This is a genomic window from Bacillus paramobilis (genome assembly GCF_038096195.1).
Classification (GTDB): domain Bacteria; phylum Bacillota; class Bacilli; order Bacillales; family Bacillaceae_G; genus Bacillus_A; species Bacillus_A mobilis.
The window spans coordinates 2977902-2991743 of sequence record NZ_CP151108.1; the positions used below are offsets into that span (position 1 = coordinate 2977902).

The following is a 13842-nucleotide window of genomic DNA, read 5'->3' on the forward strand; positions in this document are numbered from 1 at the left end:
CCAAAAGTCCTTATATTCGACTAGCAGCTTGTGCATTCTGTAAGAAATTAGACAATATATTCGAATAGATTTCCGGTTGATCATTATGCACTAAATGACCAGCAAACGGAATTACAGCAATATGTATATTGTCGTTTAATTGTTTGAACGTTGTAGCAGCTGTAACTTCATCTTCTGAATCTCCCCCAGCTATACAAAGTGTAGGAACTTGAAGATTAGCTACTTCACCTGTTTCATCAAATGGATACCAATCTTTAACTTGCCACGACTCAAGTAATGCTTTCCAATCACTTTTTTCATGAATTTGATTCATATAAGTTACAACTTCTTCATTTTCCATCAATTGCTGATGACACTTCGCTTCATACTCCTGAGACTCCTCCCAATTTTCTCTCTTAATCGGAAAGACACCTGAAAAAGTTAATGTTCTCACTCTATCTGGATATTTTTTTGCAAATAATAAAGCGATTAATCCTCCTAGAGAAACACCAGCTATATGACATCTATCAATTTGCAAATGCACTAACGTATCATGTAAATCCTGTACAGAGCGTAAGAAATAATTCTCCAATGTCCCCCCTGATTTTCCATGTCCTCTTAAATCTGGACGAATGACTTGATAGTTTTTTTCTCGAAAAAATGCTACCTGCTCTTCGAATTCTACTAAACCTGTCATACCTCCAGAATGTAAAAGCACAATTGGTTCTCCTTCACCTGAAATGTTCGTATGTAATATCATTTATTCCCCTCCTTTTCAAATTGAATATTCTATTAATTAACAGTATATAAAATATACATCTGAATTTCCAAATAAAAAAGAACTATAACATTTTCAAATCATGTCATAGTTCTTTTTATTTTAAAAACATAAAGTAATTAATTAATTTGTCTATTTCTTGGCTTAATGCTAATACTTTTTCATGTTGAATTCCGTAATCCGATACTAAATATAAAAGCTCTTCTTTCTTTATTTCAATGACTTTTTCCAATTTCACTAATTCCATGTCGTTTTACTTCTCTCTCCAATACTAAAATGTATGTATTTTAGTATAGCCTATTTACATAATTAGTAAAAGTAAAATACGCATGTAAAAATATTACAAATATTAAAATAATATACTATCAACAAGCAATTTTAATTGAGCCCTTTATATAAATCATTAAACTTCACTACGTATTAATAATAAATCGATATTTCTCTAATGTTATATCTTTATATTTTGGAGCCCTCTTAATATGATCAAAGTAACTATATGAGAATTTAAAGACATGTCCGAAATCCCAATCAAATGCACTATAGTCTTTTAACCAAAATTGATTTTCTGTTGGTAATACATGAGCACGTTTAGATTCAATTAAAGGTAAACGATCTATAGGTGAGTGCAAGTTTATTTCAGTATTCGGCATAAGATTTTGACTAGCACGTAACACGTATACTAGCTTTAACAGTGGACGCAACGCTCGGTAGAATATATCTCTATGCCCTAATTCATACATAATATTAATTGCATGAGAAAAAGTAAGTAGATGACCAATTAAATCATGGTGTGCTTCCGCTCTATAAATAATATGAAATTGCGAGAGCTCCTTTAAAATAAATGTAGATAATTGTTTCGGATTTCTTAATTCATTTACTATCTCATCATTTATATGTAATTGTTTTACTTCCTTTGTTGTAAAACCAATCCATGATCTGCCTGGAATTGTTTTTCGAAACGATAATATAAGATTAGTAATCCCTTCAATCTCTTGATTATCTCCCCATTTTTGTAACTCTTTTATAGCTAATAAACTTAATGCAGCATAAATGACATTATGCCCTACCCAATGAAGTTCATCAATTGTTTGTTCCAATGATTTTATAATCATTCTTTCAGCACTTTGAAAATCTATTTCTTCTTTTTTATCGATGACTTCACCTAGATTTTGCTTGATCAACATTATTTTTGTTTGGGAATACATATTATGAGTTATTTCTTCTTCCATATAGTTATCTTTCATGAAAAAATAACTAGCAATTGCAGCTGCTCCGAAATGTGCATGCCAAATATCATTTGTTAGTCTTTTACATCGAGAAATAATTGAAAGGCCATCTCTTAAAACCGTTTTATTTTCCATCTTTTTATCCCCCATCACTTTATACTCATCCTAAAGATGGCGTCAATACAAATAAAATATGATTAGATTCATCACTTTTATTTAAAAAACGATGTTTCACATTTGGCGGAATACGTACAACATCACCTTCTTCTAAAAAATATTCTTTTCCTTCTAATTCCACATACACTTCCCCTTTCATAACAACAGCAATCTCTTCCTTATCTTCATGTGAATAGTGACTTTCCGTTGTATTTGCTTTTTTATTTAAATCCATCATTAACATTTCAATACGTGCTTTCATAAAATCCGGTGTTAATACATCATATACAATGTGATCATTATTTTCCCGATATACTTTTTTTCGATCTTTTTTCTTAGATATGAGAGTATCTGTATCGATTTCATTAATAAAAAGTGTAAATAATGGTACATTTAATGCTTTCGCAATTAATTCCAATACACTTAAAGAAGGATTCGCATATCCTCGTTCAATTTGACTAATTAATGAAGTACTAATCCCAGCATAATCAGCAAATTCACGAATCGTCATATTATTTTTCTTGCGATAACTTAATACAGTTTGTCCGAGTCTATCATGTATCATTGTAAAAACTTCCTTTCGTCCATCATATTGCATGTTTCATTACCTTTGTGCTGACATAGTAAACAAAGGCAAATAATCCTTTCCTAACGTCTCAGGGACTTATATACTAACCATTGTACATTATATCGTATTTAGTTCATTATAATAAACATTCTATTGGAGGGACAAACTATGAAATCACCTATTCTTTCATATTGCATCTTATTTTTCGGCGTATTTGCCCTATCAACTTCAGCAATTTTTGTAAAATTAGCAGATGCTCCTGCGGCTATCATTGCTTTTTATCGATTATTATTTGCGGCACTCATTCTGTTACCCTTGTTACTTTTCAATAAAAATAATCGAAACGAGCTAAAAATAGTAACAAGAAGACAATGGGGGTTCGGTTTCATATCTGGATTATTTTTAGCTGCACATTATATACTTTGGTTTGAATCATTACAATATACTTCGGTAGCAAGTTCTACAGTTATCGTAACATTACAACCTTTATTTTCAATGATTGGTGGTTACTTTCTATTTAAAGAGAGATTTACAAAAGGAGCAATTATTGGTTGCCTCATCGCTATTTCAGGAAGTATTGTCATTGGATGGCAAGATTTCCAAGTTAGCGGAGAAGCTTTATACGGGGACATTTTAGCATTTATTGCGGCAGGAATTATTACCGCATACTTTTTCATTAGCCAACATGTTCGTAAAGATTTATCACTTATACCGTATTCGGTAATTAGTTATGGAAGTAGCGCCTGTTTTCTTGGTATATTTGCTTACATGCAAAACGAAGCTTTCATCCATTATTCTACACAAACTTGGGTGTGCTTTATTGGCTTAGCTTTCATTGCTACAATTTTAGGCCAAACAATTTTTAATTGGTTATTAAAATGGATGAGTGCTACTGTAATCTCTATGAGTATTTTAGGAGAAACAATTGGGACTTGTATACTAGCGTACTTTATATTAAATGAGACCATTTCTATACAACAAGGACTAGGCATTACAGTTATTTTTATTGGCTTAGCATTATTTTTAGTGCAACCAAAACTGCCTAACAACAACTAACAAATAAAAAGCATGACAGTATACTGTCATGCTTTTCACTATTCATTATGTACGATTAAACCATCAGGTCTAAAACGACTCATCATAATTTCATTTATAAACTTTCCGTGAGCCTTCAAATTCCCTATCTTTACTCCCTCTTCTACAAATCCGAATTTTTCATATAGTGACTTCGCTTTAGGATTCGTTTCTAAAACACCAAGCTCTACTCGCTCTAACATTAACCAATTATCAGCTAAATCAAGCATTTTAGTAAGAAGTGCTTTCCCAATGCCCTTATTTTGATATTCACTATCTACCCCTATAAATAAATCACCCGAATGAGATCTACGTCCCGGGCTTTGGGTTAACCCAACAAAACCAACAACTTCCCCATCATACTCTGCAACAAATTCAAATTGATTTGGCGCTAAATTTCGAATTCTATTTTCCATTGCATCTACACGCATGCTTGGTAAGAAAACCATATAAGGTAAAACATCATCTTGTATACATATACGATGAATAGCTCTAGCATCTTGAATTTCTACCGCTCTTACTTTGATCCCCATATCTTCTCTCCTCCATATCCATAACAATACATTTCCATTCTAGAACCCTGGGCGAAATCCCTTCTTCTCTTTATTTCTTTATGTTATTTTTACATAATTATTTCAATATAGCATCCGATTTACGAACACCTTACCTACACCGAATTACAGGTTAACTTTTTACTTTATTATATAACTCAAGAAGATTTTCAATTGGAATACCATTTATTTTCATACCAGTTATATCACAATTTTCTATTTCAATATTTTTCATATTACTATTACTAATCGTACTACCTTCTAAATCACATCTATTAAATAAAATAGGATTTTTATCTTCTCCAAGACTTGTATCTTTAAATTGAACTCCACCTAAAGTCACAAAATTAAATTTACTACCTGAAAGATTTAAATCTGCATATGAAGAACTTCTAAAATTTATATTTCTAAATTTTGATTGACTTACATTACAATTACTCATATCCATATGCATCATATTACTCCCAACAAATGAACTGTTTTTTGCATTCACTTGATAATACTCTGTATTTGCTAGATTACAGTTTTCGTATTGGCTATTTTTCATATCTTTATTCTTTATTAGGTTCCCTTCAACCGACTCTACAGTTATTCTTTTTACATAACAATACTCATCTTCAGATTTAAAAATTATTTCATAGCCCATTTTTTTATAAAAATGATGATTATTACGTTGTCTACTGGATGTTTCGAGATCCCAAATTCTTATGTTCGGATATTTCGCTTCTATTAATTTAATAACATGTGAACCAATTCCTTTTCCTTGATAAACAGGTTCTACAAAAATACGATCAATTCGGCCATATGACTTACCTGAGATCGTAACTATAATTCCCCCGATTATTTTTCCGCCCATTATCACTTTGTAACAATCCAATTCTTCAATCGAATATTTCATCATTTCAACTGAAGAATAACCTGGTGGTTGTATGTTATAGTCAATTACATCCCCTTGACCGCATAGCCATCGTTTTGCTTCTTCATCAAATGTTCTTGCCATTATTTCTGTTAATTTTTCTGCATCTAGAATTGAAGCTTTTTCTATAGATATTATTGTCATTTTTGTTTTCCCCTTCATTGTTACAAAATAATAAGTTTTGTGAACGATATAGATATAAAATACAGAAAATTAAAATCAATCATTCTATTTACTATTAAACTACAAATCAACCTATATCTTCCACTATTTATTAGTATTAATGAATAAAAAGAGACCATGCTATATAAACATGTTCTCTTCTTTTTTTCATTTTCAATTGTGTATAATTAAAGATTAGATATTAATTAAGCCACTCGTTACAACTATTACTTAACTTCTGTAAATCCTCTATAAATCGACTCGCATGATATCCATCACAAACCGAATGATGTACTTGCAATGAAACTGGTAGTATAACCTTATTCTCTTCATTAAAATATTTCCCACAAGTTATAATCGGTAATAGAAAATCACCATCATTATTAATATTTAGATTAAATCCAGTAAAACTAGCCCAAGGTATGCTAGAAATCGGAAAAACATTTGGCGGCATATTCTCTTTCGTGAAGAGACCATGCACATTAGTATAGCATCTCATATCTTCTTCGTAATTTTTATAGAATATGTGGAAATCACTAGAATAATCCGTCCATATACTTGAAAAAGACTTATCATCTTTATGGAAGATTGTATAACTTGGTATCATTTCCTCCCAATAGCCTAAAACTCCTTCATCGTTCAAACATGTTCGAAATTCTTTATGATTATTTATTACTCTAGAAATTAAATAAATAAAAACGGGATAAAATTTTATTCCCTTTTGATGTAATTCCTTTAATAACCTCGTAATATCAACATTCACAGTCACACTAAACGTACATTTCAACTTTAAATAATGTTCAAAATACTGCTCTCTATTCCAATTTTCTCTGTCAATTATATGAAACCTCATTTTAATAGCCTCCTAAAATTTCATTTTATTTTAGAAGGCTAACTTTCTTGTTCTCACCACAATTTTTCACTCCTTACAATTTAAATTTATCCTCAAGTTTTTATTAAATTATATAACATCTGCAAAAATCCGTTCACATATTTCTAGAAATACATCCACATACTATAAATAAATCAAATGAAATTCGGAGGATGCCTACATGAATAACAAAAATGTAAATAAAAAAGAAACTGTTACCGAAAACGCTACACCTATTCAAAATGATAATACTGCAAATCTTAATATCGAAGAACAAGCAATGAACGGCTTATATGGAATGCCAGAAACTATTATTGAAGATGCTGATCACACTGAAACTGAAGATTTAAATTCAAAAAATTAATGGACTACATAGAAAAAAGCCAAGGAAAATATCCTTGGCTTTCTTAACTATGCATCCACCTTTTGTACTTCTTCACTCTTTCTCGAAAGCTTTCCTGGCCAAAAAGCAAAGCGTCCTAGAACAACTGTAATTGCTGGTACAAGTAACGGTCTAACAATAAACGTATCTAGTAGTACACCAATTGCAGTTACAATACCAAATTGAACAAGAACTTGAATTGGAAGTGTACCTAATACCGCAAAAGTTCCTGCTAAAATTAAACCTGCTGATGTAATGACACTACCTGTTTGTATAACCCCATTTTTTACTGCATCCAAATGATTTTGTGTCTTTCTGTTTTTCCATATTTCTGAAACCATAAAAATATTATAATCTTCACCTAAAGCAACTAAAAATACAAATGCGTATAACGGTATTGCACCTTGAATGGCCGGCGCTCCCATACCATAATGAAGTAATAACCACCCTGCTCCTAATGCCGAGAAGAACGATAATACAACAGTTACAATTAAATAAATCATCGCAACAATTGATCGCAAGTAAACAAGTAATAATAAAGCTATAATACTAATCATTACTGGAATGATAACTGATTCATCACGTTCCGTAATTTGCTTTGTATCATATAATGACGCCGTTTCTCCGCCAATCCATAGTTGATCTTCTGCATTACTAACCCCAGCATCTTTTAATACTTTTTCTACACTGTTTTTCAATTTAGGGACTTGATCTAACGCTTCAATTGAGTATGGATTTTCAACTAAAGAAACCTCATACATTTGTATTTGCTTATTTTCTTTGCCCTCTTTTGGATCTTTCACAGTTTTTACGAAAGAAAACTTCTCTAGTTCTTCTTTAATAGGAAGCTCTTTCCCCTTCGAATCAACAGCAACTTTTACTGGCGCTAGTTCACCAGCTGAGAAATGATCACTAATTAACGTAAACCCTTCGCGTGAAGGCATATCTTTTGGAAACGATTCTAATAAGTCATATGTGTATTGAATACGTGGTACAAATGATGCCAATCCACCTAATACAAATACAGTAAGCATAATTATTGTCCACGGTCTTCGTACTACAACATCTCCAAGTTTTTTACTAAAGGCACCTTTTGATTTTTTAACTTTTACGACTTTCTTTTTCTTTCTTGCAAATTCTTCATTCATTGAAGCTGTTCTCGGTATAAATGGGAAGAATGCAGCTCTACCAAAAATTAATAATAACGCTGGTAAAATTGTTAAAGCAGCAATGCCCATTATGAATACAGCAACACTAAATGGTACTGCAAATCGATGAAAGGCACCATAATGAGCAAGTAATAATGTTCCTAATCCAAGTACAACAGTTAACGCACTCATTATAATTGCTCCACCAGAAGCTTTAATTGCAAGTTGCAGCGCCTTATATTTACTTTCTTCTTCTAGCAAGTACTCTCGATATCTTGAAATTAAAAATAAACAATAGTCCGTTCCAGCACCAAACAATAATACTGTCATGATTGATATCGCCTGAGCATCTACTTTAATCCATCCGTGATCAGCTAAAAAACCAAGCGTAGGACTAATAATACCGTATGCAAAGCCAACAACAAGTAAAGGTAAAATTGCTAAAATCGGTGAACGGTACAGTAAAATTAATAAAACTAATACGAGTAATACAGTAGCAATTAATAATTTCACATCTGCTTGACTAAATAAGCTAACTGCATCCGTTTGAATACCTACAGGTCCAGATAATCGTACGTGTAAGCCAGCGTCACTTAGTTTTCGTTTGAATGGATCTTCATCGATCTTACTATTCACTATGTTTTTTAAATCATCAAGATTTCCTTTTAATATATCTGTTCCAGCTTCCTTGTTAAAGAATACCGGTGTAACAAATGATGTACCATCTTTTGATGCACTTTTTGATAATACTTGTTCTGGTAATGTATCAAATGGCGGTAACGTTGATTGCTCCTTTAAAGGACTAGCTTTTAACTCTTTATAAACGTCTTGTATGAGTTTATAATCCTGTGACTGTAATCCACCATCCTTATACCATACTACTAATAAAGGATTCCCTGCATTATTCGGAAACTCTTTTTTCATAAGTGCTTCCGCTTGCTGCGACATAGCTGTTTCAGGTAAATTTTTCGGATTCGGTTCTTTCGTACTGTTTACTTGTGGCAATGTAAATGAAAGTACTAATGTAATAAGAATCCAAATCGATAAAGTTATCCACTGCGTATGCTTCCCTGCTACAAGCCTCCCTAACATATGTAACGGGTGCTTTTTCATAAAAACCCACCTTCCTTTTTTCCTCTACCATTAATTATATATACTGGTCGGTTAATTAATCAAGATTGAATAAAAATTTGTGTTATAATTATCTCAACAATACATGTCAGGAGCGAATGGATTTGGAACAAAAACAACGTCCTCTCGGAAGGCCTCGTCAAAATAAAAATACAAAATCTAAAAAAGAAATGATTTTAGAAGTTGCAACTCGGCTATTTCTTACTCAAAATTATCAAGTCGTTTCCATGGATGAAGTTGCAAAAGTTTGTGGTGTTACGAAAGCAACCGTCTACTATTACTATTCAACAAAAGCAGATTTATTTACCGCTACTATGATTCAAATGATGGTACGTATACGCGAAAATATGTCTCAAATCCTTTCTACAAATAAGACTTTAAAAGAAAGATTATTGGACTTCGCTAAAGTCTACTTACACGCAACGATGGATATTGATATGAAGAATTTTATGAAAGATGCAAAACTATCATTATCTGAAGAACAATTGAAACAATTAAAAAATGCTGAAGACAACATGTATGAAGTATTAGAAAAAGCACTTGATGATGCAATGCAAATTGGAGAAATCCCAAGAGGAAACGCTACTTTTGCGGCTCATGCATTCGTATCTTTATTATCAATTGGGAATTTTAAAGATGAAAATCACAATCCTATTCTTACAAATATAGATGAATTAGCCCAAGAAATCGTTTCTTTTTATTGGAACGGGTTAGGCCGTTAATCTTAAATAGATTTCATTTAATAAAAGAGCATGTTTGAAAAAAATTCAAACATGCTCTTTTATTATTTATTAACTATTAATTAGATTATACTTCATGACAGTTTAACAAAAAATTCCTCTTCAACTTTTACAAATTTTGAATTTGAATCTTTATATTCTCCTTACTTAATCCCCCATGGTAACAAACTACCGATTTAATATCTAGATTTGAATACTTCTTCAAAGACTGTTGTGCTTCCTTAACATTTAAAGTTGTTGGGGCGTGAATTCCTCCTAACTTTCCATTTACACTATACATAGAGTCACCCGCGATAAGAGTTTTACTTTGCTTCATATATAAACTAATATGACCAGGAGTGTGCCCTGGGGTATGTAAAATTAATATCCCACCGCAATATGGCAGTTCTTGCCCATCAATCACAGTATCACTCACTTTTCCTTTTGGTGGATTCTTTACTTGTCCATCCTTCAGTAAAGGAAACTCCCCTTCAATATAAGGTTTATCTAACTCGTGCGCATAAACTTTAATATCACTTACACCATTCTCCAATAAATCAGGAAGGCTACCTATATGATCTATATCCTGATGTGTCAAAATCACAACTTTTAGCTTATCAAAAGATACCCCAACTTTCTCCATCTCTATTTGTATATCTTCAAATTGTCCAGGGAAACCAGTATCTATTAACACTGCCATTTCATCATCCCATAAAAGAATTGGGTGAATAATAAATTCTTGAAACTCAAGTTGTAACATTTCTATCCCTTTAGCAATCTCCATACAGCAACTCTCCTTTATACTGAAGCTTGAAGATACGTACGAGTAAGCTGGAAATACAAAGCTCCACTATCTTATAATATGTTTTGTCATTCCAACAGAAAATGCCTCAAACCCTATAGATTCATAATAAGATTGCAATTTTTCCACACACATAAGTTGAGGAATAACCTTGTTTTGTTCACAGTGATGGATTAATCGTTCTACTATTTCTTTTCCAATACCAATGGACTGATACTCTGGCAATACACAAACACCACAAATAACGCCCGTAATTACACCATCCGATATAATACGTCCCATCCCTACTAACTTCTTATCATCAAAAGCATATATTACATACCAACTTTGTTTACACATTTGTTCTAATTCGTTAACCATTAATTGAAGAGAATTCCAACCTAAAGATTCATATACAGTTAATAATCCATTGAAATTTTTTGGGTGTTCTATTGTGTAATTTATACTATTATTCATGTAAATACTCCTAACTCTATCGATTGTTTATATTTTATAAAAGGGTAATTTTATAAAATATAAACAAACTTCCATAACAACAATATAATTCCTTCTCAACATAAAATAAAAAGAAGCTAACTTCTCCTCAGTTAACTTCTTTTATATAAATCCATCATTATATTATTAACCAAAAATCATACAACTACAGACGATCAGGACAAACAACACTAATAAACTGTTTGAGAAATAACCCATATAATACTACCCCTTTATTTCATTATGTTTTAGATTTTACCATAAATTTTTTTACAGCATAATAACTGAAAAAGACATTGTATTCATTAGTTTAATATACTAGGTAATATTTAATTTTAATCATAGACTACTTTATAGATACTTATCCTATTACGATAGTTCACATAACTTCAAAAGAATAAGTGCATATATAAGATCACAATTTATCTAAGGCTTCTTTACTTATTTTTCAACTGTGCTAATTGATAACTTACGATTTCCTCAAATAAATGTAATACCTTCACAAAAAGAGTATTCACTACTATTACTCTAATCATTCAAAACTCTCCCTGTAATGTATTTAAGCTCTATCCTCATTTATATTAATATCTTTCTTATTCGAAAAGATATTTTTAAAAATGCCTACTCCAAAAATTAATAAGCCTATACCAACTAACTTATTTATTTGTAATGGGACGCTCTCCATTCCGAACAATCCAAATGTATCAATGGATAACGCAACGACCAATTGAGTAATAAGGCTAATTAACACCGTATACGCTGGACCTAAACTCTTTATTGCACCCATTATACAAATAATTAACCCGATGCCAAACAATCCACTTACATAAAACAAATAATTTGTAGTATACACTTTAATGCTAATACTGTTTTCTGTAATGATATAAAATAGAATAGAACTTATGAGACCTATTCCAAGAACACATGCTGTTGTTAACCACTGTCCTACACTTTCATTTACCTTTGCATTAAAAACAGATTGTACGCTAATTAATACGCCAGCTATTATAGCTAAACTAAATCCAATCATATTCCCTCTCCCCTATTCATTGCTCATATATATTATTTTTAGCAACTTCCTTCATTCTAAAAAAATCTTTAATTACAATAACTCCATTGTTCTTTTCAATTAATTTTTCTTTATAAAATTTTTGTAACACCCGAATTACGTGCCGATAACTTACTCCTATAAAATCCGCAATACTTGATATCGAAGTTGCATCCAAATCTTTTTTATACATATTCCCGTTACTATCAGTAGAAATAGAAAGTAAATAACTAGCTACACGTACTTCTACTGGATAAAGTAAATTAAGAGCTGTAAAACGAGTCGATATTTTTAACGTGTTCGCAATATTTTCTAGCAAGAACCTCATTAATTTAGGATTTTGTAATAACTTGTTTTTAATAACCGTATGAGAAATAGAGATTGCTACAACTTCTGAACAAGCTTCAACCGCATTATGCGCTTTGCTATTTTGTATGAATTCAATATCACCAACAACCGCCAATGGATTGATAAAGCGCAGGATTAGTTTCTTTCCTTCTGGTGTAATCGTGTAAACTTTTACTTTACCTTTAACAACAAAATATAAACGATCCATTTCGTCATCTATATTGCAAATAAGCTCGCCTTTTTCAAAATGATTTAATTGAAAATAAGCTGTACCTATTTCTGAAAAAGCCTCGAGCGTTTTATTGGTTTTCAAATAATGAATAATTAAATCTGATCTGTTCTCCACATTCATTTCCTCCTTCCATTTACATATTAAATACAACAATCCCTATAATCATTACTATGGTTCCCACAATATGATATCTCTCCATCTGTATCTTTTTTATTTGAAATAATCCCTTCATTTCAATAAGAGTTGCTGTTAATAATTGAGCAACCATAAGTGTTCCAGCTGTTAATGTAACTCCCATTGAATGTATCGCTACTGTTTCTGCACAAATAATTAACCCGCCAAGTGCACCAGCTACTAAATATATTTTTTTCACATCCTTCAAATCCGCTATTTTCTCTTCTTTCTTTAACAAAAATATTGTTGTTGCAATAAGGAATCCAATGAAATGCGTAATAATACTCGTCGACCATATACCGATATGTGAACTAAGTTTCGCATTAAATGTGCCTTGTAGTGTAATAAGTACGCCAGCTAAAACAGCAAATATAATACCTTTCAAAGAATCATCTCCTAACCTTCTATTTCTGACTTAATTAAACGCTATATTCCTATAAAGGCAAAAGGACAAATGTCACATCAGTATGAAAATAACTGCGAATGAACAAAAAAACACACATCAAAATAATTGAGGTGTGTTTTTTGTTCATTAATATATATAATTTTAATAATAATAACTACGCTACATTAACAGGTTTATTCTTCATAACAAACTTTCCAAATATAAAACGCACAAGCGGCCCCATAATTATTAATTGTAATGGATACGCCATAATGAAATTTTTAATAAAAATTGAAAAATACATCGAAATAAACGAGTCTCCTTGTAGTCCACCATGTAAATACATCATAGCCATTCCGTAAAAAGACATAAAGAAAACCATTCCCATTACCATAGCTGTCGCCATCGCAATAATAATATTTACTTTTTTGGATTTATCAAACGGTAACGCGAGGACAAGTTTTTTCGCACAAGGTCCAACGATACATATTTCAATTAATAGTGCAATAATGAATCCAATTAGTAGTTCTAATGCGATCTCCTTAATATGAATTGGTCCCCCTGTTCCGTTCATGAATAAATTATAAAACGTCATTACAATAACCATCCCAAGGCACATCATCATACCAAACTGAAGGTTTTCCTTTCTTGTTGTTGGCAATTTCTATCATCCTTTCTGTTTAAGTCTTTGTCATTATATCGATTGTGGAAACCTCTT

At 31.6% G+C, this 13842-nt stretch carries 17 protein-coding genes; 3 read left to right on the plus strand and 14 right to left on the minus strand.

Annotated features, from left to right (window positions below):
- Nucleotides 1-10: 10 nt before the first annotated feature.
- From AABL52_RS15330 to AABL52_RS15345, 4 genes are all read right to left on the minus strand, one after another.
- Nucleotides 11-739, minus strand: coding sequence for an alpha/beta fold hydrolase (locus AABL52_RS15330; protein WP_341517852.1), 729 nt, complete (start codon nucleotides 737-739; stop codon nucleotides 11-13).
- 115 nt (nucleotides 740-854) lie between these two features.
- Nucleotides 855-1004, minus strand: a complete 150-nt coding sequence (locus AABL52_RS15335) for an aspartyl-phosphate phosphatase Spo0E family protein (protein WP_000424361.1) — start codon at nucleotides 1002-1004, stop codon at nucleotides 855-857.
- Between the two features lie 166 nt (nucleotides 1005-1170).
- A complete protein-coding gene (locus AABL52_RS15340) occupies nucleotides 1171-2118 on the minus strand; it encodes a hypothetical protein (RefSeq protein ID WP_341517853.1) in 948 nt (315 codons plus the stop codon).
- 25 nt (nucleotides 2119-2143) lie between these two features.
- Nucleotides 2144-2704: an XRE family transcriptional regulator gene (locus AABL52_RS15345; protein ID WP_270705433.1), complete on the minus strand. Its 561-nt coding sequence runs from the start codon at nucleotides 2702-2704 to the stop codon at nucleotides 2144-2146.
- A gap of 171 nt (nucleotides 2705-2875) precedes the next feature.
- Here AABL52_RS15345 and AABL52_RS15350 point away from each other — a divergent pair, with 171 nt between their 5' ends.
- A complete protein-coding gene (locus tag AABL52_RS15350) occupies nucleotides 2876-3763 on the plus strand; it encodes a DMT family transporter (RefSeq protein ID WP_341517854.1) in 888 nt (295 codons plus the stop codon).
- A 38-nt stretch (nucleotides 3764-3801) separates the two neighbouring features.
- On the opposite strand, the gene AABL52_RS15355 is transcribed toward AABL52_RS15350, so the two are convergent.
- From AABL52_RS15355 to catA, 3 genes are all read right to left on the minus strand, one after another.
- Complete coding sequence (locus tag AABL52_RS15355; RefSeq protein WP_341517855.1) at nucleotides 3802-4314, minus strand: GNAT family N-acetyltransferase; 513 nt, start codon at nucleotides 4312-4314, stop codon at nucleotides 3802-3804.
- Nucleotides 4315-4465: 151 nt separating this feature from the next.
- Nucleotides 4466-5410: a GNAT family N-acetyltransferase gene (locus AABL52_RS15360; RefSeq protein WP_341517856.1), complete on the minus strand. Its 945-nt coding sequence runs from the start codon at nucleotides 5408-5410 to the stop codon at nucleotides 4466-4468.
- 202 nt (nucleotides 5411-5612) lie between these two features.
- On the minus strand, nucleotides 5613-6263 hold the full coding sequence (gene catA / locus AABL52_RS15365) for a type A chloramphenicol O-acetyltransferase (RefSeq protein WP_098239472.1): 651 nt from the start codon (nucleotides 6261-6263) through the stop codon (nucleotides 5613-5615).
- A 199-nt stretch (nucleotides 6264-6462) separates the two neighbouring features.
- Here catA and AABL52_RS15370 point away from each other — a divergent pair, with 199 nt between their 5' ends.
- Nucleotides 6463-6645, plus strand: coding sequence for a DUF4021 domain-containing protein (locus tag AABL52_RS15370; protein ID WP_001060705.1), 183 nt, complete (start codon nucleotides 6463-6465; stop codon nucleotides 6643-6645).
- A 47-nt stretch (nucleotides 6646-6692) separates the two neighbouring features.
- On the opposite strand, the gene AABL52_RS15375 is transcribed toward AABL52_RS15370, so the two are convergent.
- The gene (locus tag AABL52_RS15375) at nucleotides 6693-8924 is read right to left on the minus strand and encodes an MMPL family transporter (protein ID WP_341517857.1); all 2232 of its coding nucleotides are present in this window, start codon (nucleotides 8922-8924) and stop codon (nucleotides 6693-6695) included.
- Nucleotides 8925-9046: 122 nt separating this feature from the next.
- On the opposite strand from AABL52_RS15375, the gene AABL52_RS15380 reads away from it, so the two are divergent.
- A complete protein-coding gene (locus AABL52_RS15380) occupies nucleotides 9047-9664 on the plus strand; it encodes a TetR family transcriptional regulator (RefSeq protein WP_141524388.1) in 618 nt (205 codons plus the stop codon).
- A gap of 127 nt (nucleotides 9665-9791) precedes the next feature.
- Here AABL52_RS15380 and AABL52_RS15385 read toward each other — a convergent pair whose 3' ends face one another.
- From AABL52_RS15385 to AABL52_RS15410, 6 genes are all read right to left on the minus strand, one after another.
- On the minus strand, nucleotides 9792-10445 hold the full coding sequence (locus AABL52_RS15385; RefSeq protein ID WP_341517858.1) for an MBL fold metallo-hydrolase: 654 nt from the start codon (nucleotides 10443-10445) through the stop codon (nucleotides 9792-9794).
- Nucleotides 10446-10511: 66 nt separating this feature from the next.
- Nucleotides 10512-10919, minus strand: coding sequence for a GNAT family N-acetyltransferase (locus AABL52_RS15390; protein ID WP_341517859.1), 408 nt, complete (start codon nucleotides 10917-10919; stop codon nucleotides 10512-10514).
- 577 nt (nucleotides 10920-11496) lie between these two features.
- Nucleotides 11497-11967, minus strand: a complete 471-nt coding sequence (locus AABL52_RS15395) for a DMT family transporter (RefSeq protein WP_341517860.1) — start codon at nucleotides 11965-11967, stop codon at nucleotides 11497-11499.
- Between the two features lie 16 nt (nucleotides 11968-11983).
- Complete coding sequence (locus tag AABL52_RS15400) at nucleotides 11984-12679, minus strand: Crp/Fnr family transcriptional regulator (RefSeq protein WP_340422843.1); 696 nt, start codon at nucleotides 12677-12679, stop codon at nucleotides 11984-11986.
- Nucleotides 12680-12698: 19 nt separating this feature from the next.
- Nucleotides 12699-13124, minus strand: a complete 426-nt coding sequence (locus AABL52_RS15405; RefSeq protein ID WP_341517861.1) for a DMT family transporter — start codon at nucleotides 13122-13124, stop codon at nucleotides 12699-12701.
- Between the two features lie 175 nt (nucleotides 13125-13299).
- The gene (locus tag AABL52_RS15410; RefSeq protein WP_341517862.1) at nucleotides 13300-13785 is read right to left on the minus strand and encodes a DUF2798 domain-containing protein; all 486 of its coding nucleotides are present in this window, start codon (nucleotides 13783-13785) and stop codon (nucleotides 13300-13302) included.
- Between the last annotated feature and the right edge of the window lie 57 nt (nucleotides 13786-13842).

Excerpts from the sequence above, each read along its gene's own strand:
- AABL52_RS15375 (WP_341517857.1), bottom strand. The coding sequence starts at position 8,924 with ATGAAAAAGCACCCGTTACATATGTTAGGGAGGCTTGTAGCAGGGAAG.
- AABL52_RS15370 (WP_001060705.1), top strand. The coding sequence starts at position 6,463 with ATGAATAACAAAAATGTAAATAAAAAAGAAACTGTTACCGAAAACGCT.
- AABL52_RS15395 (WP_341517860.1), bottom strand. The coding sequence starts at position 11,967 with ATGATTGGATTTAGTTTAGCTATAATAGCTGGCGTATTAATTAGCGTA.
- AABL52_RS15390 (WP_341517859.1), bottom strand. The coding sequence starts at position 10,919 with ATGAATAATAGTATAAATTACACAATAGAACACCCAAAAAATTTCAAT.
- AABL52_RS15360 (WP_341517856.1), bottom strand. The coding sequence starts at position 5,410 with ATGAAGGGGAAAACAAAAATGACAATAATATCTATAGAAAAAGCTTCA.
- AABL52_RS15335 (WP_000424361.1), bottom strand. The coding sequence starts at position 1,004 with ATGGAATTAGTGAAATTGGAAAAAGTCATTGAAATAAAGAAAGAAGAG.
- AABL52_RS15385 (WP_341517858.1), bottom strand. The coding sequence starts at position 10,445 with ATGGAGATTGCTAAAGGGATAGAAATGTTACAACTTGAGTTTCAAGAA.
- AABL52_RS15345 (WP_270705433.1), bottom strand. The coding sequence starts at position 2,704 with ATGATACATGATAGACTCGGACAAACTGTATTAAGTTATCGCAAGAAA.
- AABL52_RS15330 (WP_341517852.1), bottom strand. The coding sequence starts at position 739 with ATGATATTACATACGAACATTTCAGGTGAAGGAGAACCAATTGTGCTT.
- AABL52_RS15340 (WP_341517853.1), bottom strand. The coding sequence starts at position 2,118 with ATGGAAAATAAAACGGTTTTAAGAGATGGCCTTTCAATTATTTCTCGA.
- catA (WP_098239472.1), bottom strand. The coding sequence starts at position 6,263 with ATGAGGTTTCATATAATTGACAGAGAAAATTGGAATAGAGAGCAGTAT.
- AABL52_RS15350 (WP_341517854.1), top strand. The coding sequence starts at position 2,876 with ATGAAATCACCTATTCTTTCATATTGCATCTTATTTTTCGGCGTATTT.
- AABL52_RS15355 (WP_341517855.1), bottom strand. The coding sequence starts at position 4,314 with ATGGGGATCAAAGTAAGAGCGGTAGAAATTCAAGATGCTAGAGCTATT.